Consider the following 23,855-nt stretch of genomic DNA (forward strand, 5'->3'; position numbering starts at 1 on the left):
TCCTTGCGTTGGATGAAAACGAGTTCAGGACATTAGGGCGCGAAGGGATTTTTCAAGTCCGGCCCCGGGAAAACGCGGCATGCCTCGCCCATGGGCAAGGTAAACGAAAGGGGAATAAATAGACCAACGAATTGAGCGGGAAAGGAGATTCGACGGTCCGGCGCTCCGGCTCCTGGCCCGAGCCTTGGCACATACGGATATAGAAAAAACTGGAGCGGGAAAGGAGATTCGAACTCCCGACCCTCGCCTTGGCAAGGCGATGCTCTACCACTGAGCTATTCCCGCTTGATCGGTATCGGTCGTGACTGCCCATGCAGTATAACCGAAAGATGGCGTCCCATAGGGGGTTCGAACCCCTGTTCCCGCCGTGAAAGGGCGGTGTCCTAGGCCACTAGACGAATGGGACGCAGCAGCCAGACAGTGTGCTGGAGCGGGAAAGGAGATTCGAACTCCCGACCCTCGCCTTGGCAAGGCGATGCTCTACCACTGAGCTATTCCCGCATGCACGACAGTCTATGCTAACGGTAAAACAACCGGAAGATGGCGTCCCATAGGGGGTTCGAACCCCTGTTCCCGCCGTGAAAGGGCGGTGTCCTGGACCACTAGACGAATGGGACGCAGCTGGAGCTGAACCGCTTACCTGCCGAAGCAGGATTTGGAGCGGGAAAGGAGATTCGAACTCCCGACCCTCGCCTTGGCAAGGCGATGCTCTACCACTGAGCTATTCCCGCACTTCAGTTCCGTACTCCGGTACCTGTTGAATCGAGCCGTGAAACGAGTGGCGTCCCATAGGGGGTTCGAACCCCTGTTCCCGCCGTGAAAGGGCGGTGTCCTGGACCACTAGACGAATGGGACGCAGCCGTCTCGCTCTCTGCCTCAACGAGGTGGCGCGAATGTTACTCAAGCCCCCCGAAGCTGTCAACTGTCAGCCTGGGTTGGCCGAAGGCATGGAAAGCAGCCAAGCTATGGATGTCCGATGAAGACGACGCACCTGCAGGAGAGAGGCCATGCGCAAGAAGATCGAGAAGAGCGATGCCGAGTGGCGAGCCCAGCTTAGCCCCGAGCAGTACCGTGTGACTCGGCAGCAGGGTACCGAACCGCCCTTCAGCGGCGATTACCGGGTCACCGACGAGCACGGCATCTACCACTGCGTGTGCTGCAATGCCCCGCTATTCGAGAACGAACACAAGTTCGAAGCTCACTGTGGCTGGCCCAGTTTCGACCGTCCTCTCGGCCAGGCCGCCGTGGAGGAGCGCTTCGACGACTCCCATGGGATGCGCCGCACCGAAGTCGTCTGCGCTCACTGCAATGCGCATCTGGGGCACGTCTTTCCCGACGGCCCGCCACAGACCACCGGGCTGCGCTACTGCATCAACTCGGTGGCCCTTACCTTCCACCCGGGAGAATAGCGCAGCCCCTGCCCTGCCGGGGCCGCCCTTCTGCTATGATGGCGGCCTCGTCAGGTTTGCAGGAGTGGCACATGCTCGGCTGGTATCCGGGACACATGAACAAGGCGCGCCGCCAGATCCAGGAGGCGCTGCCTGAAATCGATGTGGCGATCGAGGTGCTCGACGCCCGCCTGCCCTACTCCAGCGCCAACCCCATGCTCGCCGGCCTGACCCGCCACAAGCCGGTGCTCAAGATCCTCTCGCGGGCCGACCTGGCCGATCCGGAACGCACCCGGGAATGGGTCGCCTATTTCGACTCGCTGCCCGATACCCGGGCGCTTGCCGTGACCACCACCAACGCCCGCGAACTCAAGCGCATCCCCAAACTGTGCCATGAGCTGGCCGGCCAGGTACGTGCGGACCGCGACGTGCGGGTGATGGTCATGGGCATTCCCAACGTGGGCAAGTCGACCCTGATCAACGGCCTGGCCGGCAAGGCCATCGCCAAGACCGGCAACGAGCCGGCAGTGACCAAGCGCCAGCAGAAGGTGCGCATTGCCGGACGGGTGGCGCTGATCGACACCCCCGGGGTGCTGTGGCCGAAGATCGAGGACCAGGCCAGCGCCTACCGCCTGGCCGCCACCGGTGCCATCCGCGATACGGCCATCGACTACGTCGACGTGGGCGTCGTCACCGCCGCCGAACTGGCACGGCGCTATCCCGAGGCGCTCAAGTCCCGCTACAAGCTGAGCGAACTGCCGCCCTACGCCGCCAACCCCCTGGCGGATCAAGTCGAGGCCGACGGCCCCCAGCGTATCGACCTGCTGGCCATGGCCGGCTTCGACGGCCACGCGATCCTGACCGAGATCGCCAGCCGTCGCGGTGGCCTGCGCCCCGGCGGCGAGGTCGACCTGCACCGTGGTGCCGAGGTGCTGCTGCATGAGCTGCGCGACGGCAAGCTGGGCCGCCTGACGCTGGAGACGCCCGCCGACATCCTCGCTCCTGCGGAGCAGGAAGAAAGCGCCGCCGACACCGCGAACAGCGATAGCGGCGGCGCCAACACTTCCGCATAATCACTGAGTTCCGGCAGCACGCCTGACCGGAACCACCGGACACCACTGGAATTCGGAACCTCAATGGACACGCCCACCCTGTTCAGGAAATCGCACAAGCTCGACAACGTCTGCTACGACATCCGCGGCCCCGTGCTCGAGCACGCCAAGCGGCTGGAAGACGAAGGCCAGCGCATCCTCAAGCTCAACATCGGCAACCCCGCGCCCTTCGGCTTCGAGGCCCCCGAGGAGATCCTTCAGGACGTGATGCGCAACCTGCCCACCGCCCAGGGTTACTGCGATTCCAAGGGGCTCTACTCGGCGCGCAAGGCGATCATGCAGGAGTGTCAGCGCAAGCAGATTCCCAACGTCGGCATCGAGGACATCTATATCGGCAACGGCGTCTCGGAGCTGATCGTGATGGCACTGCAGGCACTGCTCAACGACGGCGACGAGGTGCTGATCCCAGCACCCGACTACCCGCTTTGGACCGCTGCCGCCAACCTCGCCGGCGGTCATGCCGTGCACTACCGCTGCGACGAACAGGCCGACTGGGCGCCGGACATGGCCGATGTGCGCGCCAAGGTGACGGGACATACCCGCGCCATCGTGATCATCAACCCCAACAACCCCACCGGGGCGGTCTACCCTCCCGAAGTGGTGCGCGAACTGCTGGCCATCGCCCGCGAGCACGACCTGGTCGTGTTTTCCGACGAGATCTACGACAAGATCCTCTACGACGACGCCGAGCACATCTCCACCGGGGCGCTGGCCGACGAGGACCAGTTGGTGGTGACCATGAACGGGCTCTCCAAAAGCTATCGCTGCGCCGGCTTCCGCTCGGGCTGGATGATCCTCTCCGGCAGCGTGGCGATGCAGCGCTCGCGTGACTACCTTCAGGGCATCAACATGCTCGCCTCGATGCGCCTGTGCGCCAACGTGCCGGCGCAGCACGCCATCCAGACCGCACTCGGCGGTTACCAGTCGATCAACGACCTGATCCTGCCCGGCGGCCGGTTGCTGGCGCAACGCGATATCACCTACGAAAAACTCAACGCCATTCCCGGCGTGAGCTGCACCAAGGCCAAGGGCGCGCTCTACGCCTTCCCGCGGCTCGACCCCAAGGTCTATCCCATCCAGGACGACCAGAAGCTGGTACTCGACCTGCTGCTACAGGAGAAGATCCTGCTGGTGCAGGGCACCGCCTTCAACTGGCCGGAGCCCGACCACGTGCGCATCGTCACCCTGCCCTGGGCCGACCAGCTTGGCGACGCCCTGGATCGCTTTGCCCGCTTCCTGTCGCGCTATCGCCAGTAGCGGACGCCAGGCTTCGATTTTCGAGTCCGGACTTGAAACCCGCATTAACGAGCCGTATCTAATTCAGCAGATTTCAGGGCCGCAGCGGCGGCCCGCCCCTTTACGATCGGAGATACCTGACGATGATGAGAATTCTGCTCTTCCTGGGCACCAACCTGGCGGTGATTGTCGTCGCCAGCATCACGCTGCGCCTGCTCGGGGTCGAGGGCTACCTGACCGAGCAGGGCATGAACTTCAACGCCCTGCTGATCTTCTGCTTCGTCATCGGCATGGCCGGCTCGATGATCTCGCTATTCCTGTCGAAGTGGATGGCCAAGCGCGGCACCGGCACCGTAGTGATCACGCAGCCGAGCAACGCCACCGAAAAGTGGCTGCTCGACACCGTGGCCGAGCTTTCGCAGCAGGCCGGGATCGAGATGCCCGAGGTCGGCATCTTCCCGGCACAGCAGTCCAACGCCTTCGCCACCGGCTGGAACAAGAACGACGCCCTGGTGGCGGTCTCCGCCGGCCTGCTCAACCGCATGCGCCCGGAAGAGGTGCGCGCGGTGCTGGCACACGAGATCGGCCACGTGGCCAACGGCGACATGGTCACCCTGGCGCTGATCCAGGGTGTGGTGAATACCTTCGTGATGTTTTTCGCCCGCGTGGTGGCGCACCTGGTGGACAACTTCCTGCGTTCGCGCAACGAAGGGGCGGGGCTCGGCTTCATGGGCTACTTCGCCGTGGTGATCGTCGCCGAGATCGTGTTCGGTCTGATCGCGTCGGCCATCGTCGCCTGGTTCTCGCGCTTCCGCGAGTATCGCGCCGATGCGGCGGGGGCACAGCTTGCCGGTACCGGTGCGATGATCAATGCCCTCGCCCGACTCAAGGCCGAGAGCGAAATGCCCAACCAGATGCCGGAAACCCTGACCGCCTTCGGCATCAATGCCGGGCAGACGCGCAAGATCATGGAGCGCCTGTTCGCCAGCCACCCGCCGCTGGACGATCGGATTCGGGCCCTGAAAGAGGCGGCCTACCGCTAAGGCGACGTGAGCGGCCGCACTTGGCGGCTCTGCTCGAGCAAAGGGCCCGTCCTTCAACTGCATCCCGAAGTTGGACGGGCCTTTGCGTTCCCTGCAGGCGCCGGCGGTCATGCCACGCCAAAGCCCGCCCCTCCGAGCAGCGGTGCCAACCCGCTCGCATCACTCCCCAGCTCGACCGTCAGGGTCGAGAATTCCCGGCGCAGCGGATACTGGGCGCGGCAGGCATCGAAGCCCTTGGCCATGCCGAGCCGGCGGCTCTCGCGCTGCAGGCTGTCGTGATCGCGGCGCACGTCGTAGACCGCACGCAGGCAGAGCCGCAGCGCCTCCTCCTCACCGAGCCCGCCCTCGAGTGTCAAGCGGGCCAGTGGCGGTCTCGGCAACAGCGCGTCCAGGCCGAGCCGAGCCGGCAGCCCCAGGCAGCGGCATAGCGCCGCGTAGATCTGGTACGTGCCGCGCAGCTTGCCGTCGAGGCTATGGCCGGCGATGTGCGGCGTGGCGATCTCGGCCAGGTCGCGCAGTGCCGGGTCGATGCCGGGCTCGCCCTCCCAGACGTCGAGCACGGCGGTGATGTCGCCCTGGCCAGCCAGGCGCTGACGGAGCGCCTGGCCATCGATGCAGTCGCCGCGCCCGGCATTGAGCAACAGCGTGCCGGGCGCCAGTTCGGCGATGCGCTGGGCGTCGAGCAGGTGATGTGTCGTATGCGGGCCTTCGCGCACCAGCGGCGTATGCAGGCACAGCACGTCGCACGTATCGATCAGCGTCTCCAGGGTGGAATAGCCCTCGCTACCCTCCCGCTCGGCGCGGGGCGGGTCGCAGGCCAGGCACGCGATACCCATGGCGTCCAGGCGCCGGCGCAGCCGCCCTCCCACGTTGCCCACGCCAACGACACCCACGCGGCGCTCGCTGAGCCGCCAACCCTGCCGCTCGGCCAGGGTGAGCAGACTACCCAGCACGTAGTCGACCACCGCCTCGGCGTTGCAACCCGGCGCGCTGGCGAAGGCGATGCCATGGCGTGCGAGCGCCGCCTGGTCGACATGGTCGGTACCGATGGTGCAGGTACCGACGAAGCGCAGCCGAGCCCCCAGGGCCATGGCTGCGTCGAGTGTCGCCGCATCGAGCCGGGTGATCGAGCGGATCACCAGTACATCGATATCGCGCAGGGCCGCCGCGTCGATCTCGCGTCCCGGCATTCTCACCACGTCGCCCAGCGGGCCGAAGCAGGCCTCGGCGCCGGGTACGTTGGCGTCGACGAGAATTCTCACGCTCCCTCTCCTTGACGATACATGACGAAGCGGCGGTCACGACTTGTGCCGCCAGCGTTTGACTCTACAATATCGCAGGTCCCTCATGCGCTGCCTTCCGGCAGTGCCCCAACGCTTGTGGAGCTTTCGTGATCGTCCGCTGGGAAAGTGAACACGACTATGTGCTGGTGCACATTCATCAGGACATGTTCGGCGACTGGATCTTCAGCCGCGCCTGGGGGCAGATCGGCACCCAGTTCGGCGGGCTGAAGCACATGCTCGCCGAGGACCATGACCAGGCCATGATGTGGCTCTCCGACGAAGCCACCATCCTGTCATCCCGCGGGTTGCGCAAGGTATTCGAAGTGGAGGCCGAGAGCGCCGAAGGCCAGGCGGCGGTGCGCCAGCTCTCGCTGCTGGATAACGCCTGACCTCGACGCCTTCAGCTCAGGTAGCGGCGACCCGACGGGCGTATCTCGCTCTCGTTTTCGCCATTGCGGGTGTCTCCCTGCGATCCGTCCAATCCCGCCTCTATTCGCTGCCAGGAATTTCGGTCGAGCCGATCACGCGCCTCCAGCCACGCCGCCAGCCTGGCCGGCTCGAACCCCATGTCGAGTTCATTCCCACGCGCATCGACGAGGACCGGGATGCGCACCCCATAGCGCGCCATCAGCGCCTCGTCCTCGCTTATCTCGACCTTCTCCAGGCGATACTCCCCCGCATGCAGCACGGCCAGCAGCGCCTCGAGCTGCTCGCACAGGTGACAACCCAGGGTGGTGTAGAGCGTCAGCTGCGTCATGCCCCCTCCCGATGGCGAATCAGGAACACATGGTGCAGGTCGGGCCGGCGTTCGAAATCGGGATCGAAGGTGCGCGCCGAGATGTCCTGCGTCTCGAAACGCTCGACCAGCCCCGGGTCGAGCTGGAAGCGACGCTGGTTGTTGGAAAACACTAGCGTGCCGCCCGATGCCAGCCGCGCCATGGCAAGCGTGACCAGACGAACATGGTCGCGCTGCACGTCCAGGGTGCCCTCCATCTTCTTGGAGTTGGAGAAGGTGGGCGGGTCGAGGAAGATCAGGTCGAACTCGGCCCTGGCGGTCTCCAGCCAGTGCAGGCAGTCGTCGCGCACCACACGATGGCGGGCCGGGTCGAGCCCGTTCAGGCCGAAGTTGTCCCGCGCCCACTCCAGGTAGGTATTGGAAAGGTCGACGCTGACGCTGTCGACGGCGCCCCCTGCCTCCTCGGTCCCCAGCGCCGCCTGCACGGTGGCGGCAGCGGTATAGCAGAACAGGTTGAGGAAGCGCTTGCCCACCGCCATCTCGCCCAGCATACGCCGCACCGGGCGATGGTCCAGGAAGAGCCCGGTGTCGAGGTAGTCGCGCAGGTTGACCCACAGCCGCGCGCGCCCTTCGCGCACCTGGAAGCGTTCGCCGGTGCTGGCCTGCTTGCGGTACTGCGACTTGCCGCTCTGCTTCTCGCGGCGCTTGATCACCACCTGGCCGGGCTCGACGCCGAGCACCTCGGGTATCACCTGCAGGGCATCGAACAGGCGCTTCTGCGCCATGGCGGCATTCACCGAGCGCGGCGGCGCGTACTCCTGCACATGCACCCGTCCGTCGTAGACGTCCACCGCCAGCGCGTATTCGGGCATGTCGGCGTCGTAAAGCCGGTAGCAGGTTTCGCCGCTCTGTTTGAGCCATTTCTTCAACCGCTTGCGGTTCTTCTCCAGGCGGTTGGCAAACATCTGCGCACCCTCGTTGCGCGGCGGGGTACCGTTAATGGCCGGCTCGCCGTGCTGGGGATCGGCGGGCACGTCCATCACCAGCAACCGGGCCTCCAGCGGACCATTCTTCAGCGAATACTGCTTGTCGGCACGCAACCCGAGGCGGTGGCCCAGGTCCGGGTTGGCGGTGAACACCGCCAGGCGCCACCCGGGGAAGGCGCGTTTTACGCCCTCACCCAGCTCGCGGTAGAGCGTGACCAGCTCGGGCAGCTCACCCAGCCGCTCGCCATAGGGCGGGTTGGTGACGATCAGGCCAAGCGCCCCTTCGTCCAGGTCGGCCGGTCGTTGCAGCTGGGCGAGCGAAGCACCGGTGAATTCAACCAGGGCAGGAATGCCGGCGCGCATGGCGTTGGATTTCGCCGCGGCGAGGGCCGGCGGACTTTGATCGAAGCCGTAAAGGCGGTTGCGACAACGCTTGCGCCCGATGCTGGCGCGTGCTTCGGCCTCGCGCTTCAGCTCGGCCCACAGCGCCTCGTCATGTTGCGCCCATCCGTGGAAGCCGAAACGCACCCGGTTCAGGTTGGGTGCCATGTCGGCGGCCATCAGCGCCGCTTCGATCAACAGCGTGCCGGCACCGCACAGGGGGTCGACCAGTGCCTCGCCCTGGCGCAGCCGCTGGGGCCAGCCGGCCCGGATCAGCAGCGCCGCCGCGAGATTCTCCTTGAGCGGGGCATGGCCGACGTCGCGGCGGTAGCCGCGCCGATGCAGGCTGTCGCCGGAAAGGTCCACGCCCAGGGTCAACCGGCCACGGTGCAGATGGGCGTAGAGCCTGAGATCGGGGCGCTGCAGGTCGACGGCAGGACGCGGCTGCCCCTGAGCCTGCAGGGCGTCGACCACGCCGTCCTTGACCGTCTGGGCGCCGAAGCGGGTATGGCGAATCTGCTCGCTGCGACCATGAAAGTCCACCGCCAGGGTGGCGCCGGGGCGGAGATGCCGGGTCCAATCGACACTGGCCACGGCACGATGCAGCGCTTCGGGGCGCTCGATGCCCTCCTCTCTCAACAGGCACAGCACGATGCGGTTGGCCAGTCGAGACCACAGGCAGGCCCGGTAGGCCGCTTCCGGCTCACCGCGGAAATGAACGCCGGCCACCGTCGTCCTGTCGACGGCGGCCCCCAGCGTGCGCAGCTCCTCGGCCAGCAGCTCTTCCAGCCCCTTGGGGCAGGTGGCCAGGTAGGCCGGTATTTCGCTTTGTGATGACATGTGGCGTTCCCGCCCCCTTCGGCCGGGCATATTCCTTTTGTTACAAATTCGTCTCGTTCTTATGACGAAACATAGGTCGACAATGGACCCCATGATGAGCTAAGACTAGTCATGGTAGCTACTGGAAAGACGCATGCGTTCACATGGCGGGTCTCGACTGGCCCCGCATGACCTCGCTCTGCCGTCGTTAAGGGACTGCATCACGGCTAAGCGATCGGTGGAACGCCGGTGCGTGCATGTCGCACGCTCCAAATTGGTACCTTGACATGAGGTCATCCGATGAAAAGACAGAAACGTGATCGCTACCAACGCGCCTATCTCCATGGCTACAAGGCCGGCATTTCCGGGCGCTCCCGCGACGACTGTCCCAGTCAGGATGTCAATATACGAGAATACTGGATGAGCGGTTGGCGTGAAGGCCGCGGAGACCAATGGGCCGGAATGACCGGCGTCTCCGGGATTCACAAGAACCCGATGGTGTTGTAACCCCTTTCCCACCCAACCTATCGTCCCCTTCGCCAATCACGAAGTGGCGAAGCCGAGCTAAGCCCGTGCCTGTTCACGGGCTTTCTTACTTTCCGCCCTTGCCCGCGACGGCCTTGATCGCACGCGCGCATTCACCGACCAGCGCCGGGCCACGATAGATGAAACCGGAGTAGAGCTGCACCAGATCGGCACCGGCCTCATATTTGGTCACTGCCGTCTCGCCGCTGTCGATGCCACCGACGCCGATGATCGGCAGCGCCGGTAGATGGCGGCGCAGCTCGCGTATCACCCGGTTGGAGGCTTCGAACACCGGCCGCCCCGAGAGCCCGCCCGGTTCGTCACCGTGAGGCAGCCCGGCCACGGCCTCCCGCGATACCGTGGTATTGGTGGCGATGACCGCGTCTATCCCGCTACCGACGATGCTCCCGGCCACCAACCCCACCTCCTCGGCACTCATGTCCGGCGCGATCTTGACCGCCAGCGGCACCCGGCGACCGGCGCGCTGATCCAGGCGGCTGCCTGCCTCTCGCAGCGTCCCGAGCAAGGCGTCGAGATGCTCGCCGAACTGCAAATTGCGTAACCCCGGCGTGTTGGGCGAGGAGATGTTGACCGCCACGTAATCGGCATGGGCGTGGACTTTCTCCAGGCAGGCCACGTAATCGTCCACGGCGCGCTCTACTGGCGTGGTGAGGTTCTTGCCGATATTGATGCCGATCACGCCATCGAAGCGGGCGGCGCGCACGCGAGCCACCAGATGATCGACCCCGGCGTTGTTGAAGCCCATGCGATTGATGATCGCCCCGCGTTCCGGCAGTCGAAACAGGCGCGGCTTCGGATTGCCTTCTTGCGCCCGGGGCGTGACGGTCCCGACTTCGACGAAGCCGAAGCCGAGCGCTCCCAGCGCATCGAGGTGATCGGCGTTCTTGTCCAGCCCCGCCGCCAGCCCCACCCGGTTGGGGAAACGCAATCCCATCAGCTCCACCGGATCGTCGACCCGTACGCCCCCCATCCGTTTCGCCAGCTTGAGGCGGTGCGCCAGGTCAAGAGCCGAGAGCGCATGGCCGTGGGCGGTTTCGGCATCGAAGCGAAACAGGATCGAACGGGCAAGCGCATACATGGCGGCTCCTGGCAATAGGCGGAAACGAGGCGGGCGGATTATAACAGCGCCATCGGAAACGACGAACCCCGCTGGGAGCGGGGTTCGTACACGCGACGGCTACGTCGATCAGGCTTCGCCGTTGCTCTCGGCAAGATCGACCAGTTCGCGCACCGCCACCGCGAAGAGCGGGAAGCTCGCCTGGGTACCGCCGCTGTGAACCTCGCCGAGCAGACGACACCAGCGCTCATGCAACGAGGCGTGCCTGGCCAGCCAGTTGTCGACCCGCTCATCGGCTTCGCGACCATCCTCGGTCTTGAGCACGCTGACGGTCAGCGCCAGTTGCTGGCGATCGATGTCGTCGCGGAAGGTCTCGCGAGCCTGGGCCTGCCAGCTGTCGCGCACGTGCAAGTCGCTAACCTGTTGAATCATCCACGGCAGCTCGAGCCGGTTGCCGATCTCGAAGAAGACCTCGGCAACGCGCTGTGGCTTCTCGTCGGACTGGCGCGCCGCCTGAATGATACCGAGCGCCCCGTAAAGGCTGCCCGAGGCCGCCACCGTGGCCGCCAATTCTTCGGGCACCCCGGCACCGAGAAGCTCGTCACGCTTGCGCTCCCAGCGATCACGCTCCTCGCCGCGCAGCAGCTCGCCGATGCCCTCCTGCAGCTGGGCGACGCGGGGCGCAAAATACTCGATGGCATCGCGGGTGGAAAGCCCCAGGCGCTGGCGCAGGAACCAGCGCGTGGTACGCCGGATCAAGCGCATGAGATCGAGCATCAACGAATACTGCACCTCGCTCGACACCTGGTTGTCCAACGCCTCGATGCGCTCCCATAGCGAGGAAAGCTGGAAGCTGTCGCGGGCGACGATGTAGGCGCGGGCGATGTCGGCGGGGGCGGCCCCGGTAGAATCCACCAGCCGCTGCACGAACACGATACCCATGTGATCGACCAGATCGTTGGCCACCTGGGTGGTGACGATTTCGCGCTTCAGGCGATGCTCGTACATCTCGTCGTGGAAACGCTCGACCAGGACCCGAGGGAATATACGCTCGACATATTGCTGGATATAGGGATCGTCGGGGACGTCGGAAGCCAGCACGTCTCCCTTGAGTACGCTCTTGGCATAGGAGATCAGAACGGAGAGCTCCGGATGGGTCATGCCCTGTTCGGCGTTGGCCCGCTCCTGCAGCTCTTCGTCGTCGGGCAGGAACTCGAGCTCGCGATCGAGCTGGCCTGCAGCCTCCAGCTCGGCAATGAAGCGCCGGAACGGGGCGATGCCGAAGCGCGACAGGCGCAGCGACAGATCGAGGGCCTGGGTCTGGCGATAATTATCGAGTATGACCAGATCGGCCACCTCCTCGGTCATGTCCGCCAGCAGCTGGTTGCGCTGCTTCTCGGTCATGTCGCCGCGCTTGACCACTTCGTCGATGAGGATCTTGATGTTGACCTCGTGATCGGAGCAGTTCACTCCGCCAGCGTTGTCGATGAAATCGGTATTGACCAGCACGCCCTTGGCGGCGGCTTCCATGCGGCCACGCTGGGTCAGGCCGAGGTTGCCGCCCTCGCCGACCACGCGGCAGTTGAGTTCACGGCCGTTGATGCGCAGTGCGTCATTGGCCTTGTCGCCCACCTGGGCATCGGTTTCGTCGCTGGCCTTGACGTAGGTGCCGATACCGCCGTTCCACAGCAGGTCGTAGTGCGACTTGAGCATGGCGCGGATGAGGTCGTTGGGCGACAGCCGATCCTCCTCGATGCCGAAGACTTCCTGCATCTGCGGCGATATCGGAATCGACTTGGCACTGCGCTTGAACACCCCGCCACCCTCGGAAATCAGCGAGGCGTCGAAATCTTCCCAGCTCGAACGCGCCAGGTGGAACATGCGTTCGCGCTCGGCGAAGGTTGCCGCCGCATCGGGATGGGGGTCGACGAAGATGTGCAGGTGGTTGAAGGCGCCCACCAGGCGGATCTTGTCGGACAACAGCATGCCGTTGCCGAACACGTCACCGGCCATGTCGCCGATCCCCAGCACGGTGAACTCCTCCTGCTGGGTGTTCAGGCCGAGATTGCGGAAATGTCGCTTCACCGACTCCCAGGCGCCGCGAGCGGTAATGCCCATCTTCTTGTGGTCGTAGCCGTTGGCGCCGCCGGAGGCAAAGGCATCCCCCAGCCAGTGGCCGTACTCGAGAGAGATCTCGTTGGCGATATCGGAGAAGGTTGCGGTGCCCTTGTCGGCCGCCACGACCAGATAGACGTCGTCATCGTCATGGCGTACCACATCCTTGGGCGGTACCACCTCGCCGCTGACCAGGTTGTCGGTGACATCGAGCAGTGCCCGGATGAAGGTCTTGTAGCAGGCGATGCCCTCCTGCTGGATGGCATCGCGATCGCCGCCCTCGGGCATACGCTTGCAGACGAAGCCGCCCTTGGCCCCCACCGGCACGATGACGGCGTTCTTGACCTGCTGTGCCTTGACCAGGCCAAGCACCTCGGTGCGGAAATCCTCGTGCCGGTCCGACCAGCGAAGCCCACCCCGGGCGACCTTGCCGCCGCGCAGGTGCACCCCCTCGACCCGCGGCGAGCAGACGAAGATCTCGTAGGCCGGTCGCGGTTTCGGCATCCCGGTGATCTGCCTGGGCTCGAGCTTGTAGGCGATGTAGTCCTTGAAACCGCCGTCGGCGCTGCGCTGGTAGTAGTTGGTGCGCAGCGTGGCCTGGATCATCTCCATGAAACGGCGCAGCAACTGATCGTCGTTGAGGCTGGCCACGCCGTCGAGGTGGCGGTGGATGCGCTCCACGCAGGCATCGATCTCATCCTCGTCGGGACGATGCGCAGGATCGAAGCGCAGCCGGAACAGGGTCACCAGCTCCCGGGTGATTTCCGGATAGTTGGTGAGCGCGTAGGCAATGTAGTCCTGTGACATGCCGAAGCGAATCTGCTTCAGGTAGCGTGCATAGACGCGCAGCATGGCCACTTCACGCCAGTCCAGGTTGGCGGCGATGACCAGGCGATTGAAGCCGTCATTCTCGGCCTGGCCATTCCAGATGCGCTTGAACGCCTCGATGAAGGGTTCGCGCATCTTCTGCAGGCTGACTTCGGTGGTGGTGTGATGCTCGAGATCGAAGTCGTGCAGCCAGTAGCGCACATCCGGCGTCTCAATCTCGTAGGGCCGCTCGCCGATCACGCGCAACCCCAGGTTCTCCATCACCGGCAGCACATCGGAAAGCGGTATCGGGCGGTCGCGCTGGAACAGCTTGAGGTTGACCCCGCTGCCCTCTTCCTCCACCAGTCGGTAGAGGGTCAACGCCAGCGGTGAGCCCGCGTCGAGCTCGGCCAGGTGCTGCAGGTCGAACACGGCGGTGCGCGAGCCGAAGTCGTCCCGGTAGCTGGCGGGGAAGGCGTCGCGGAAGCGATCCATCAGCCGGTTGGCCTGCTCCTCACCGTAGCCCTCCACCAGCGCCTCGTGCAGCTCGTCACGCCAGCTGCGAGCCAGCTGGGCCACCTTGGCTTCCAGGTGCTTGAGGTTGACGTCACGGGGTGTGTCGCCACGGAAGCGCAGGATGAACTGGATGCGTGCCAGGATCGACTCGGAAAGGTAGGTGTTGAAGTCGCCGAAAGTGGCGTCGAGCTCCTCGCACAGCAGATTCTGGATACGCATGCGCAGATCGGTGGAGAACACGTCGCGCGGGACGAAAACCAGACAGGAGTGAAAGCGCCCGGAACGGTCGGTACGGATGAACAGACGCACCCGCCGCCGTTCGCGAATGTCGAGAATGCCCAGTGCGGTACGCGCCAGCTCCTGCGTGTCGATCTGGAACAGGTCGTCGCGCGGGTAGACTTCCAGAATCTGGAGTAGCTGCTTGCCGTTATGTCCCTTGGGGTTGAAGCCGGCGATCTCCATCACCGCCTTGAGCTTGCGCCGCAGCAGTGGAATGTTGCGCGGCGACTCGTTGTAGACGCTGGCAGTGAATAGCCCGAGGAAGCGGTGCTCGCCGATGACCCGCCCCTGGTCGTCGTAGCGATCGACCGAGATGTAGTCCGGATAGGTGGGGCGGTGCACCCGGGCATGGTGCGAACTCTTGGCGAAGGAGAGCAGCTGCGGGACCAGCACGAAGCGGTTGTTTTCGATACCGAGCTCGGTGCGGATACGTTCCTGGTAGCGCGGCAGGTCGAGACGGAACACGCCGAGTTCACTCCCCTCCGTCTTGACCAGCCGGTCACCCTCTTCATCGGATTCGATGGTATAGGCGTCGTAGCCGAGGAAGGTGAAATTGTCGCGCACCAGCCACTCGAGGAAGGCGATCGCCTCCTCGTGATCGCCGGGTTCGATCTGCTCGGGGCGGCCGGTCTTGAGTTCGGCAATAGCCTCGTGGGCGCGCTCGCTCATCGCCACGTAGTCGCCCACGGCGATACGCACGTCGCGCAGCACCTCGTGCAGTGATTGCTCGATATCGGCCAGGACATCCAGGTTGGAGTGTCGGTCGACTTCAATGGCGATCAACGACTCGCGCTGCTCCGGGGCATTCTCGTCGCGCGGCGAACAGACGCGCAGCAGATCGTGCGCGCGGTTGCGCTCCACCGCCAGCACCGCATTGTGAATGGCATGCACCGTCAGACCACGTCGGTTCAGCTCGATGCGTACCGAGTCGACGAGAAACGGCATGTCCTCGTGCAGGACGGCCACGAAGGTATGCGAGGACTGCCAGCCATGTTCCTCGAAATCGGGGTTGAAAACACGAACCTTGGGCGCGGCGTGATCGAAGTTCTGGATGAAGTGCCAAACCGACAGGGTGGCCCCGTAGAGGTCGTCCAGCCGGCGGTCGGCCAGATCCTCCAGGGGAACCGTGGCATAGAAATGGCGAGCGAAGGCTTCTACCTCGTCGGCCCGCGCCTTCTCGAGTCGGCTGTCCAGGCGTTCACGCAGCTGCTTGAGAATTTCTTGCCGGCCAACTTCGATCGTCTCGTATTGCATCCCTCACCTCGGCTGCCTCGGGCCGTGCTCGGCCCTGAAAAGAATCGGCGTGACTCGCGGCCACGTGTCGGGAAGCTTACTGCAGCCCTGAGCCGTGCCCTATCGACTTGCCAGCCTTCTCATGGAGCATGTCGCTTGTGCATCGAGATTGAACGTTTCGCTACTTGACAAATACGTTTTGCTACTTTTTCTCCAGCAATACCCCGCACTCACAGTGATGGGTCCAGGGGAACTGGTCGAACAGCGCGAAACGGGCCATTCGATGGGTGCGGCTCAGCATCTCCAGGTTGCGCTCCAACGAATTTGGGTTGCATGAAATATAGACGACTCGCGAATATTCGCTCAGTTGGAGGCAACTGCGCTCATCGAGGCCGGCACGGGGCGGGTCGACCAGCACGGTGGAAAAGCCATACTCTTCCAGCGCCATTTCGGCCACGCGCCTGCCTCCCTTCTCGCCCCTGAGCGCGGCGGCGAACTCTTCCGCCGACATGCGCACCACCATGGCGTTTTCAATGCCATTGGCCGCCAGGTTCTGCTGGGCACTGGCTACCGAAGTGCGCGAGATTTCGGTGGCCAGTACACGCCAAAAATTCTCGGCCAGCGCCACCGTAAAGTTGCCATTGCCGCAGTAAAGCTCGACAAGGTCACCGTCCTGGCTGCCACGGGTCACATCCCGCCCCCAGGCCAGCATAGCGCGGTTGATCTCCGCATTGGGCTGGGTAAAGCTGTTCTCCACCTGCTGGTAGAGGAAGGCGCGCCCCTCCACTTCCAAGCGCTCCCAGACATGATCGCGCTCGAGCACCAGCCGCTGCTTGCGCGAGCGCCCGATGACCGAAATGTCGAGGCGCCGCTGAAGCTGCCGTGCCTGCTCCTCCCACGCCTCGTCCAGCGGACGGTGATAGATCAGCGTGACCAGCGCCTCCCCCGAGAGCGTGGTCAAGAATTCGACCTGGAACAGACGCCTGCGCAGTATGTCGCTTCCCAGCAGCGCCTCGCGCAGCTGCGGCATAAGCTCGTTGATGCGCCGGCTGGCCACGGGATAATCGTCGAGACGGATCACGCGCTTCTTCTTCGGGTCGTCCGGATCGACCTCGAACATCGCATAGAAAAGGTCATCCCCTTCATGCCACAAACGAAACTCGCAGCGCTGTCGATAGTGGCTCGGCGGCGAAGGAAAGACCTCCAGTGCAGGCGGGGCAAAGCGTTCGAACTGGCGCGCGATACGCTCACGCTTGGCTTCGAGCTGTTGGTCGTAGCGCGCGGGTTCGACAACGGGAATGGACACGGCATCTCCAGTCGTGCAGGAAGAAAAGAAAGTCAGTCGACGATGAGCAGCTGCGGCTCATTGAAACCGAAGGTCGCCATGGCCCGGCCAAGCCCGGCATCGGGCGCCGTGGCCAGGCTCCGGTCGCGCCCGCTTGCTGGCGCTGGCTCGCTCGCCACCTGCGCCGTGCGCCGGGCGATGGCCTCGCTGGAGTCGACCAGCTGCACCGGCCGTGGGCAGGCTGCCGCGATGCGCTCACCGAGAAGCGGGAAATGGGTGCAGCCGAGCACGACGGTATCGAGGTCGGCCGCCGCCCACAGCGGTGCCGTCACGGCTTCGATGATCGCCGGATCCGGCTCGCCGCCAGCTAGCAGGCGCTCGGTCTCCCTGACCAGGGGATCGGCAGCAACCCGCGTGACGCGGCAATCGGCAGCAAACGCCTCGATCAGGCGGTCGATATAAGGCCGGGAGACGGTGGCGCTGGTGGCCAACAGGCCGATATGGCGGCTTGCGCTCATGGCGGCCGCAGGCTTGATCGCCGGCACGGTGCCCACCACCGGGATCGACAGGCGGGCGCGCAGGGCATCGAGCGCCAGGGTGCTGGCCGTATTGCAGGCCACCACCAGCACGCTGCAGCCGCTCGCTGCCACGGCAGCCTCGCAGACCGCAACGATCCGCCCCACCAGCCAGCCGTCGGGACGCGTGCCGTAGGGCAGCATGGCGTTGTCGCAGGCATATACCAGCGCGGCCGCAGGCAGGTGGCGCCGCAGCGATGCCACGACCGACAGGCCGCCCACGCCGGAATCGAAGATCAGTATCGGGCCGGGCATGGCGAAACGATGTTCATGTAGGTCGCTCGGCTGCTACTAAGAGGTGACCATTCTAGCAGCATGCCGAGCGAGCTGAAGCCCCCGTTTCGCCGCCGGCTCAGGCCGCCGGCTCGGGAGTTTCGCGTAGCTCGGCGTAGAGCTCCGGATAAGCCTCCTGAAGCCGCTCCAGCTTGGCCGCAGCCCCTTCGGGAAGCGCCTGGGCCAGAAGCTCGAAATCCGCATCGTCGAAATGCTCGCGAATCAGCGGGAAGAGCAGCTCGCGCTCATCACGCAAATACGCACGGTGGGCAGCGAGGTAGGCCTTGAGATCCTCGGCGAAGCGATCCATTGGCACCACGGCATCCATCAGGATCATGTCGATATCGTTGGACAGGCGCATCAGGCGCTGACGCAGGGCCTGGTAGTCGCTCGCCAACCGCTCGGTCAGCTCACTGCACCCGGGCGCCAAGGCCTTGAGGCGCTCCGTGCAGACACGCTCCAGCGGAACGGTAAATCCCTCCATGTAGTCGAGAATGTAATCGACCACTTCGCGAACCAGCTGAAAGTTGGGTCGTTCGCCGGCAGCCAGTGCTTTCTGCTTGAGCTGAAGGACGTGCAACATGCGCGCCATGTTGGCATGATCCTGACGCAGTTGGGTCAGCATGGGCATGTCGAGGCCTCCTCTAACGATGAGCGGTATAGTGGTTGGAGTCGTGGGACGGGAGCGGGTTCAGTCCTGTCGCTATCAGGACACGGCCATGTCGCAATCGGGTAACGGCACGAAGAGACAGGGATGCTGTATCCACCCTAGACCCTGCGGCCCGACCCCGCACATCGCCCAAGGTCGTATTGCAAGAAGCAAGGAGTATATTCATGGATCTTTTCGGCCAGGCGCCCGACGCTTCCGCACCGCTGGCTTATCGCATGCGCCCACGCCACTTCGATGACTATGTGGGCCAGCAGGCCCTGGTCGGGCCGGGCAAGCCGCTGCGGCGCATGGCGGAAACCGGCAGTGTGCGTTCGATGATCCTGTGGGGGCCGCCCGGCACCGGCAAGACCACCCTGGCCGAGATCCTCGCCGAGCACTCCGGCGCGCATCTGGAGCGGCTCTCGGCAGTCATGGCGGGCGTGAAGGAGATCCGCGCCGCCGTGGATCGGGCCCGAGCCGTGCAGGGCCAGGGGCGTGCCACCCTGCTTTTCCTCGACGAAATCCATCGGCTCAACAAGAGCCAGCAGGACGCCCTGCTGCCGCACGTGGAATCGGGACTGCTGACTTTGATCGGCGCCACCACCGAGAACCCCTCCTTCGAGGTTAATTCGGCGCTACTCTCCCGTGCTCGCGTGTATGTGCTCACGTCGCTCGACGACGAGGAACTCATCGACGTGATGCGGCGAGCCCTGAGCGACCCCGAACGCGGGCTGGGCGATCGTTTCATCGTCGTGGACGATGAGGTACTGGGCATGCTGGCGCGTGCCGCGGCCGGCGATGCGCGGCGCGCCTTGGGCATGCTGGAAACCGCCTGTGACTTCACCGTGCCTGAAGGGGATGGCGAAAGACTGCCGCGTGAAGCGCTCGATGCCGCTCTCGGCCACCAGGCCAGCGCCTTCGACAAGCAGGGGGACTACTACTACGACCTGCTCTCGGCGATTCACAAGTCGGTGCGCTCATCGCGCCAGGATGCGGCCTTGCTCTACATGGCCCGCTTCATCCAGGGCGGTGGCGACCCGCTCGACGTAGTCCGGCGGCTGGCGGCGATCGCTTCGGAAGATGTCGGCAATGCCGATCCGCGCGCCCTGCCGCTGGTCATGGCGGCCTGGGACGCCTACCTGCGGCTGGGCGACTATGAAGGACAGCGTGCCATCGCCCATGCGGCCATCCACCTCTCCATTGCGCCCAAGAGCAACGCCATCGACCAGGCGTGGAAGCGAGCCAAGAGCTACGCCGCCGCCCAGCCGCGCCTGGAGGTTCCTGCCTACCTGCGCAACGCACCGACCAAGCTGATGGAGTCCCTCGGCCATGGCCACGGTTATCGCTATGCCCACAACGAACCGCAGGGCTACCCCGCAGGCAGTGTTCACGACTGCTGGCCCGACGACCTGCCCCGCGAGGCGTTCTACCAGCCCAGCGAGCATGGCCAGGAGAAGCGCTATGCGCAGCTGATGGCCTGGCGCGCCGACCTGGACGCCCAGGCCGACAGCGGCGTGGAAGGCGAATAGAGACGCCAGCGCCGCCTCGAGGGCGGCGCTGGCGGTATCGGCTCGGCGCCGAGTATCAGTGCGTGTCGCGGATCACGTCGGCCCCGTCGGGAACCTGAAACGTGAAGCGACTATCGTCGATATCCCGGTTAGTGCGTACATCGCTGAATTCAATAACGGTTTCCTGGCCGGTGCTGTCGACCATCTGAAGGGCGGCCAGGCGTTCGTCGTTGAAGGTCATGTGCAGCTCTTCGAACAGGGTGTCGGGCGACTTCGGCACCAGGCGGAAGGTCTCGCTGCCTCCCTGCTGCTGACGTGACACCTCATAGCTTTCGGTCAACTCGCGGGCGCTGCCGGAGAGCAGTAGCGCCGGCGTATGGGTCACGCGATGGTCGAGCGCCTGTACGGTGACCTGCTCCAGGTCGGGGTCATAGAGGTAGACCTCATCGCCATCGGAAATCACTTCCTGCTGGTAGGGGGCATCGACCTCCCAGCGGAACTTGCCGGGGCGCGACAGCCACATCTGCCCGTTGGCCTGCTGCAGGCGCTCACCGCTGCCATCGAGGATCAGCTGCTCGAAGCGGGCTTCGAAGGTTTCCAGCGGCTCCAGCATGCGGGTCAGGCGATCGGCACCTTCGCTGGCCAAGCCGACTGCCGGCATGACGAGGGTCAGGGCCAGTGCAGCTAGGGTCTTCTTCATGCTCATCGTATATCTCCCTCGGCAGGTCCTGAATGGATCCTGTCTCTCCGACTCGCTTCGAGCCGACGGGTTGCATGCCCGTCGACGCTTTCATGATTGATGCATCCTTGTCGCCCCGGGGCGACGACCATCAGTTACCTACCGGCGGTGGGGCCAACACTTCGCGACCGCCATTGGAACCCATGGAAGAGACCACACCGGCCGCTTCCATGGCTTCCACCAGGCGGGCGGCCCGGTTGTAGCCGATCTTGAAGCGACGCTGCACCGCCGAGATGGAGGCTCGGCGGCTCTCGGTGACGAACTGCACCGCTTCGTCGTAGAGCGCATCCTGCTCGGCATCGCCGCCCCCTTCGCCACCATCGGCCTCGAGCCCGGCCAGGGCCTCGGCGGAGACGCCCCCGGAGAGGATCTCGTCGATATATTCCGGCTCGCCGCGACGCTTCCAGTCTTCCACCACCCGGTGGACTTCGTCGTCATCGACGAAAGCGCCGTGTACCCGAGACGGCAACCCGGCGCCGGCCGGCAGGTAGAGCATGTCGCCGTGGCCCAGCAGGTTCTCGGCGCCGCCCTGGTCGAGAATGGTGCGAGAATCGACCTTGGACGATACCTGGAAGGCCATGCGGGTGGGAATATTGGCCTTGATCAGGCCGGTGACCACGTCCACCGAAGGCCGCTGGGTGGCAAGAATCAGGTGAATGCCCGCAGCCCTTGCTTTCTGTGCCAGGCGAGCGATGAGTTCCTCCACCTTCTTGCCCACGATCATGAACATGTCGGCGAACTCGTCGATCACCACCACGACGTAGGGCAGCTTCTCGAGCACCGGGGGCGACTCGTGCATCTCCCACGGCTGCGGCTCCCATAGCGGGTCGGCCACCTGGGCCCCGGCGCGCTCGGCCTCGTCGAGCTTGCCGTTGAACCCGGCGATGTTGCGCACGCCCATGGCGGCCATCAGCTTGTAGCGGCGTTCCATCTCGGCCACGCACCAGCGCAGGGCGTTGGCAGCCTCCTTCATGTCGGTCACTACCGGCGCCAGCAGATGCGGGATGCCATCGTAGACCGAGAGCTCCAGCATCTTGGGGTCGACCATGATCAGGCGCAGCTCTTCGGGGGTGGCCTTGAGCAGCATCGAGATGAGCATGGCATTGACGCCCACCGACTTGCCCGAGCCGGTGGTGCCGGCCACCAGCAGGTGGGGCATCTTGCCCAGGTTGGCCACCACCGGACCGCCGCCGATGTCCTGGCCAAGCGCCAGGGTCAACGCCGAGGCTTCCTGCTGGTAGCGGTCGGAGTCGATCACTTCGCGCAGGCGGATCATTGCCCGGTGCGGATTGGGGATTTCAATGCCCACGGTGGGCCGGCCGGGTATCACTTCCACCACGCGCACGCTCTTGACCATCAGCGAGCGCGCCAGGTCCTTGGCCAGATTGCTGATCTTGGAAACTTTCACGCCGGCGGCAGGCTTGATCTCGAAGCGGGTGATTACCGGGCCCGGCCAGGTGTGCACCACTTCGGCCTTGACACCGTATTCGCGCAGCCGCGTCTCGAGCAGTTCAGCCATGTCGGCCAACTGCTGCTCGGTGTAGTTCTGCTGGTGCGGTTCGGGCGGCGTGAGCAGACGCAGGCTAGGCAATTCCCCATCCGGCTCCGGCATGTCATCCAGCACGGGTCGCTGGCTTTGCAGGTGCTCTACCGTCCACAGCGTGGGGCCTTCCGGCTCCGCGGCCGCCTCACGGGCCTGTTCGGCAGTGGCTATCCGCCCTGCATTCGCACCGGCTGCCACCTCGTCGCGGCCATCGCCCTGGGTGGCCGATTCACGCCAGCTACGCAGCCCCTCGGCCTGATCGGCGTAGCCGCTCGAGGGGAGTTCTTCTCGCGGTTCGGGCGACGTCTCCGGCTCCGGGGCGGCGATGTCACCATGGTACTCGCGGCCTTCTTCCAGAACCTCTTGTTCACCTTCTTCGTCGTACATGTTGCGACCGACATCATGCCAATTGAGCCGCGGCTCATGCGTATCGTCCGGTTCATCCGGCGTGAAGTCGCCAAGCCCCGGCTCGCGGCGCCCTGGTGCAAACGAATCGGCCGATTCGGCTGCAGCATGCGCCTTCTCTTCCGGCTCCGGCGTCGCAGGCTCGTCGGGCTGGAACCCCGAAGTGGATTCGGTGGAAGGCGCCGGCTTCTCCTGATCGTCGGTCGCCCGCAGCGGCATGGAGGAAGCCGGTACGGCATCATCTTGCCGACTGGCCTTGAGTGCAGCGGCGGCCAACGGTTCGTCGGCTCGCGTGCCGACCAGCCCGGGCTGCGGCGAGGTGACGCCGGCTCGTGGCGACGGCTCGCTTCGCTGCGCACTATAGGCGGCCTCGGGACGCTTGGCGGAAGGCGTGCGCTCGGGTACGTCCCAGGGAATGTCGGTATCGCCATCGTCGCCGAAAGAGGGCTCCAGCCCCGGCTCGCGCTGCGCTGTCGTGCCGGCAGCGGCCTCGCCGTGGCGACGCCGCCAGAAGCGCCAACGACGCCGCGGCGTCTCGGGTTGTACGGTCGGCTCGGGCTCCTCGTCCGCCAGGCTGTCGTCCTCCTCCTCCCAGTCGGGTTCGTGGCGATTGCGCACCAACCCAAACGGAGTGGCGGCCCAGCGCCACAGGCATAAGGAGCGATGGCCGAGTTCGTCCATGACCGTCAGCCAGGAAATCCCGGTGAAAAGAGGAAAGCCGCACAACATGGCAGCCACGGCCAGCAGGCCGGTACCGCCAGCATCGACCAGAGGAACCAGGGCGCCGACCAGCCCCTCCCCCAGGATGCCTCCCGAGGCATAGGGCAGCACGCTGTCCGGGCTATAGAAATGCAACGCGCCCAGCGTGGTGGTTCCCAGCAGCAGCAGTACCAGGCCACCCAGGCGCACGGCAATGGCCGTTGCGTCCCATTCGATCTGCACCCGGCGCGACCGGATCAACCACCAGCCGGCAAAACCCAGCATACCCGGCCACCACAAGGCGCTGGCGCCGAACAGCGAATAGAGCACGTCGGCCAGCCAGGCGCCGAAGGGCCCCATCCAGTTGCTCACCTGGGTTTCCGGCCCGCGCTGGGACCAGCCGGGATCCGACGGCTGATAGCTGAACAGGGCCAGCAGCAGGAACACGCAAGCGGCCAGCAGAATGATGATCGCACCTTCCCGGGCCACGCCATGCAGGTGGATCGACAAGCGCGTGGTCGACTGCTGGGGGCTCTCTTCCGTTGCGTGCCGCGGCACGCCCTTTTCCTTTGCACTCAACTCGCCAACCCCCTCGCACCGTAGCGCTACGGTGCCTTTCCTTGACTTGCATGAAGCAGAATG

General features: G+C 65.0%; 17 protein-coding genes and 6 tRNA genes. 7 read left to right on the forward strand and 16 right to left on the reverse strand.

Annotated features, from left to right (window positions below):
- Window positions 1-210: 210 nt before the first annotated feature.
- The 6 genes from ACOJCM_RS03060 to ACOJCM_RS03085 all read right to left on the reverse strand — a co-directional run bounded on the left by ACOJCM_RS03060 (window position 211) and on the right by ACOJCM_RS03085 (window position 855).
- Window positions 211-285, reverse strand: a tRNA-Gly gene (locus ACOJCM_RS03060).
- Window positions 286-330: 45 nt separating this feature from the next.
- Window positions 331-406 (reverse strand) — tRNA-Glu (locus ACOJCM_RS03065).
- 20 nt (window positions 407-426) lie between these two features.
- Window positions 427-501, reverse strand: a tRNA-Gly gene (locus ACOJCM_RS03070).
- 40 nt (window positions 502-541) lie between these two features.
- Window positions 542-617, reverse strand: a tRNA-Glu gene (locus tag ACOJCM_RS03075).
- Window positions 618-656: 39 nt separating this feature from the next.
- Window positions 657-731: transfer RNA gene (locus tag ACOJCM_RS03080), tRNA-Gly, on the reverse strand.
- A 48-nt stretch (window positions 732-779) separates the two neighbouring features.
- A tRNA-Glu gene (locus ACOJCM_RS03085) sits at window positions 780-855 on the reverse strand.
- Between the two features lie 152 nt (window positions 856-1,007).
- Here ACOJCM_RS03085 and msrB point away from each other — a divergent pair.
- The 4 genes from msrB to htpX all read left to right on the forward strand — a co-directional run bounded on the left by msrB (window position 1,008) and on the right by htpX (window position 4,779).
- The gene (gene msrB / locus ACOJCM_RS03090) at window positions 1,008-1,409 is read left to right on the forward strand and encodes a peptide-methionine (R)-S-oxide reductase MsrB (protein WP_445210594.1); all 402 of its coding nucleotides are present in this window, start codon (window positions 1,008-1,010) and stop codon (window positions 1,407-1,409) included.
- Between the two features lie 71 nt (window positions 1,410-1,480).
- Entirely contained in the window at window positions 1,481-2,461 is a 981-nt protein-coding gene (ylqF, locus tag ACOJCM_RS03095) for a ribosome biogenesis GTPase YlqF (protein WP_445210595.1), read from the forward strand.
- A 63-nt stretch (window positions 2,462-2,524) separates the two neighbouring features.
- Window positions 2,525-3,757, forward strand: coding sequence for a pyridoxal phosphate-dependent aminotransferase (locus tag ACOJCM_RS03100; RefSeq protein ID WP_445210596.1), 1,233 nt, complete (start codon window positions 2,525-2,527; stop codon window positions 3,755-3,757).
- Window positions 3,758-3,879: 122 nt separating this feature from the next.
- Window positions 3,880-4,779 (forward strand): protease HtpX, encoded by a 900-nt coding sequence (gene htpX, locus ACOJCM_RS03105; RefSeq protein ID WP_445210597.1) that lies wholly within the window; start codon window positions 3,880-3,882, stop codon window positions 4,777-4,779.
- Between the two features lie 107 nt (window positions 4,780-4,886).
- On the opposite strand, the gene pdxB is transcribed toward htpX, so the two are convergent.
- A complete protein-coding gene (gene pdxB, locus ACOJCM_RS03110; RefSeq protein ID WP_445210598.1) occupies window positions 4,887-6,041 on the reverse strand; it encodes a 4-phosphoerythronate dehydrogenase PdxB in 1,155 nt (384 codons plus the stop codon).
- Between the two features lie 128 nt (window positions 6,042-6,169).
- Here pdxB and ACOJCM_RS03115 point away from each other — a divergent pair, with 128 nt between their 5' ends.
- Window positions 6,170-6,451 carry a hypothetical protein gene (locus ACOJCM_RS03115; protein WP_445210599.1) on the forward strand — a complete coding sequence of 94 codons (282 nt, stop codon included), beginning with the start codon at window positions 6,170-6,172 and terminating at the stop codon, window positions 6,449-6,451.
- Between the two features lie 11 nt (window positions 6,452-6,462).
- On the opposite strand, the gene ACOJCM_RS03120 is transcribed toward ACOJCM_RS03115, so the two are convergent.
- Both ACOJCM_RS03120 and rlmKL read right to left on the reverse strand, forming a co-directional pair.
- Window positions 6,463-6,819: a glutaredoxin family protein gene (locus ACOJCM_RS03120; protein ID WP_445210600.1), complete on the reverse strand. Its 357-nt coding sequence runs from the start codon at window positions 6,817-6,819 to the stop codon at window positions 6,463-6,465.
- Window positions 6,816-9,005, reverse strand: coding sequence for a bifunctional 23S rRNA (guanine(2069)-N(7))-methyltransferase RlmK/23S rRNA (guanine(2445)-N(2))-methyltransferase RlmL (gene rlmKL, locus ACOJCM_RS03125; protein WP_445210601.1), 2,190 nt, complete (start codon window positions 9,003-9,005; stop codon window positions 6,816-6,818). Before rlmKL ends, ACOJCM_RS03120 begins: the two co-directional genes overlap by 4 nt.
- 279 nt (window positions 9,006-9,284) lie before the next feature.
- Here rlmKL and rmf point away from each other — a divergent pair, with 279 nt between their 5' ends.
- Window positions 9,285-9,491, forward strand: coding sequence for a ribosome modulation factor (rmf, locus tag ACOJCM_RS03130; RefSeq protein WP_010627829.1), 207 nt, complete (start codon window positions 9,285-9,287; stop codon window positions 9,489-9,491).
- Window positions 9,492-9,576: 85 nt separating this feature from the next.
- Here the strand turns inward: rmf and ACOJCM_RS03135 are convergent, their stop codons facing one another.
- From ACOJCM_RS03135 to ACOJCM_RS03155, 5 genes are all read right to left on the reverse strand, one after another.
- The gene (locus tag ACOJCM_RS03135) at window positions 9,577-10,608 is read right to left on the reverse strand and encodes a quinone-dependent dihydroorotate dehydrogenase (RefSeq protein WP_445210602.1); all 1,032 of its coding nucleotides are present in this window, start codon (window positions 10,606-10,608) and stop codon (window positions 9,577-9,579) included.
- A 108-nt stretch (window positions 10,609-10,716) separates the two neighbouring features.
- A complete protein-coding gene (locus ACOJCM_RS03140; RefSeq protein ID WP_445210603.1) occupies window positions 10,717-15,558 on the reverse strand; it encodes an NAD-glutamate dehydrogenase in 4,842 nt (1,613 codons plus the stop codon).
- A gap of 181 nt (window positions 15,559-15,739) precedes the next feature.
- Window positions 15,740-16,843, reverse strand: coding sequence for a tRNA (uridine(54)-C5)-methyltransferase TrmA (gene trmA / locus ACOJCM_RS03145; protein WP_445210604.1), 1,104 nt, complete (start codon window positions 16,841-16,843; stop codon window positions 15,740-15,742).
- 32 nt (window positions 16,844-16,875) lie between these two features.
- Window positions 16,876-17,652: a glutamate racemase gene (gene murI / locus ACOJCM_RS03150; RefSeq protein WP_445210605.1), complete on the reverse strand. Its 777-nt coding sequence runs from the start codon at window positions 17,650-17,652 to the stop codon at window positions 16,876-16,878.
- Window positions 17,653-17,749: 97 nt separating this feature from the next.
- Complete coding sequence (locus ACOJCM_RS03155) at window positions 17,750-18,295, reverse strand: hemerythrin domain-containing protein (RefSeq protein WP_445210631.1); 546 nt, start codon at window positions 18,293-18,295, stop codon at window positions 17,750-17,752.
- 209 nt (window positions 18,296-18,504) lie between these two features.
- Here ACOJCM_RS03155 and ACOJCM_RS03160 point away from each other — a divergent pair, with 209 nt between their 5' ends.
- On the forward strand, window positions 18,505-19,848 hold the full coding sequence (locus ACOJCM_RS03160; RefSeq protein ID WP_445210606.1) for a replication-associated recombination protein A: 1,344 nt from the start codon (window positions 18,505-18,507) through the stop codon (window positions 19,846-19,848).
- Between the two features lie 55 nt (window positions 19,849-19,903).
- On the opposite strand, the gene lolA is transcribed toward ACOJCM_RS03160, so the two are convergent.
- Together lolA and ACOJCM_RS03170 are read right to left on the reverse strand one after the other, a co-directional pair.
- Window positions 19,904-20,533 carry an outer membrane lipoprotein chaperone LolA gene (gene lolA / locus ACOJCM_RS03165; protein ID WP_445210607.1) on the reverse strand — a complete coding sequence of 210 codons (630 nt, stop codon included), beginning with the start codon at window positions 20,531-20,533 and terminating at the stop codon, window positions 19,904-19,906.
- Window positions 20,534-20,657: 124 nt separating this feature from the next.
- Entirely contained in the window at window positions 20,658-23,711 is a 3,054-nt protein-coding gene (locus ACOJCM_RS03170; RefSeq protein ID WP_445210632.1) for a DNA translocase FtsK 4TM domain-containing protein, read from the reverse strand.
- Between the last annotated feature and the right edge of the window lie 144 nt (window positions 23,712-23,855).

The sequence above is a fragment of the Billgrantia hypersalina genome (assembly GCF_052584175.1).

What these genes read in the sequence shown, in the direction of transcription:
- msrB (WP_445210594.1), top strand. Translation starts at nt 1,008, where the DNA reads ATGCGCAAGAAGATCGAGAAGAGCGATGCCGAGTGGCGAGCCCAGCTT.
- ylqF (WP_445210595.1), top strand. Translation starts at nt 1,481, where the DNA reads ATGCTCGGCTGGTATCCGGGACACATGAACAAGGCGCGCCGCCAGATC.
- ACOJCM_RS03100 (WP_445210596.1), top strand. Translation starts at nt 2,525, where the DNA reads ATGGACACGCCCACCCTGTTCAGGAAATCGCACAAGCTCGACAACGTC.
- htpX (WP_445210597.1), top strand. Translation starts at nt 3,880, where the DNA reads ATGATGAGAATTCTGCTCTTCCTGGGCACCAACCTGGCGGTGATTGTC.
- ACOJCM_RS03120 (WP_445210600.1), bottom strand. Translation starts at nt 6,819, where the DNA reads ATGACGCAGCTGACGCTCTACACCACCCTGGGTTGTCACCTGTGCGAG.
- rlmKL (WP_445210601.1), bottom strand. Translation starts at nt 9,005, where the DNA reads ATGTCATCACAAAGCGAAATACCGGCCTACCTGGCCACCTGCCCCAAG.
- rmf (WP_010627829.1), top strand. Translation starts at nt 9,285, where the DNA reads ATGAAAAGACAGAAACGTGATCGCTACCAACGCGCCTATCTCCATGGC.
- ACOJCM_RS03135 (WP_445210602.1), bottom strand. Translation starts at nt 10,608, where the DNA reads ATGTATGCGCTTGCCCGTTCGATCCTGTTTCGCTTCGATGCCGAAACC.
- ACOJCM_RS03140 (WP_445210603.1), bottom strand. Translation starts at nt 15,558, where the DNA reads ATGCAATACGAGACGATCGAAGTTGGCCGGCAAGAAATTCTCAAGCAG.
- murI (WP_445210605.1), bottom strand. Translation starts at nt 17,652, where the DNA reads ATGCCCGGCCCGATACTGATCTTCGATTCCGGCGTGGGCGGCCTGTCG.
- ACOJCM_RS03155 (WP_445210631.1), bottom strand. Translation starts at nt 18,295, where the DNA reads ATGCTGACCCAACTGCGTCAGGATCATGCCAACATGGCGCGCATGTTG.
- ACOJCM_RS03160 (WP_445210606.1), top strand. Translation starts at nt 18,505, where the DNA reads ATGGATCTTTTCGGCCAGGCGCCCGACGCTTCCGCACCGCTGGCTTAT.
- lolA (WP_445210607.1), bottom strand. Translation starts at nt 20,533, where the DNA reads ATGAGCATGAAGAAGACCCTAGCTGCACTGGCCCTGACCCTCGTCATG.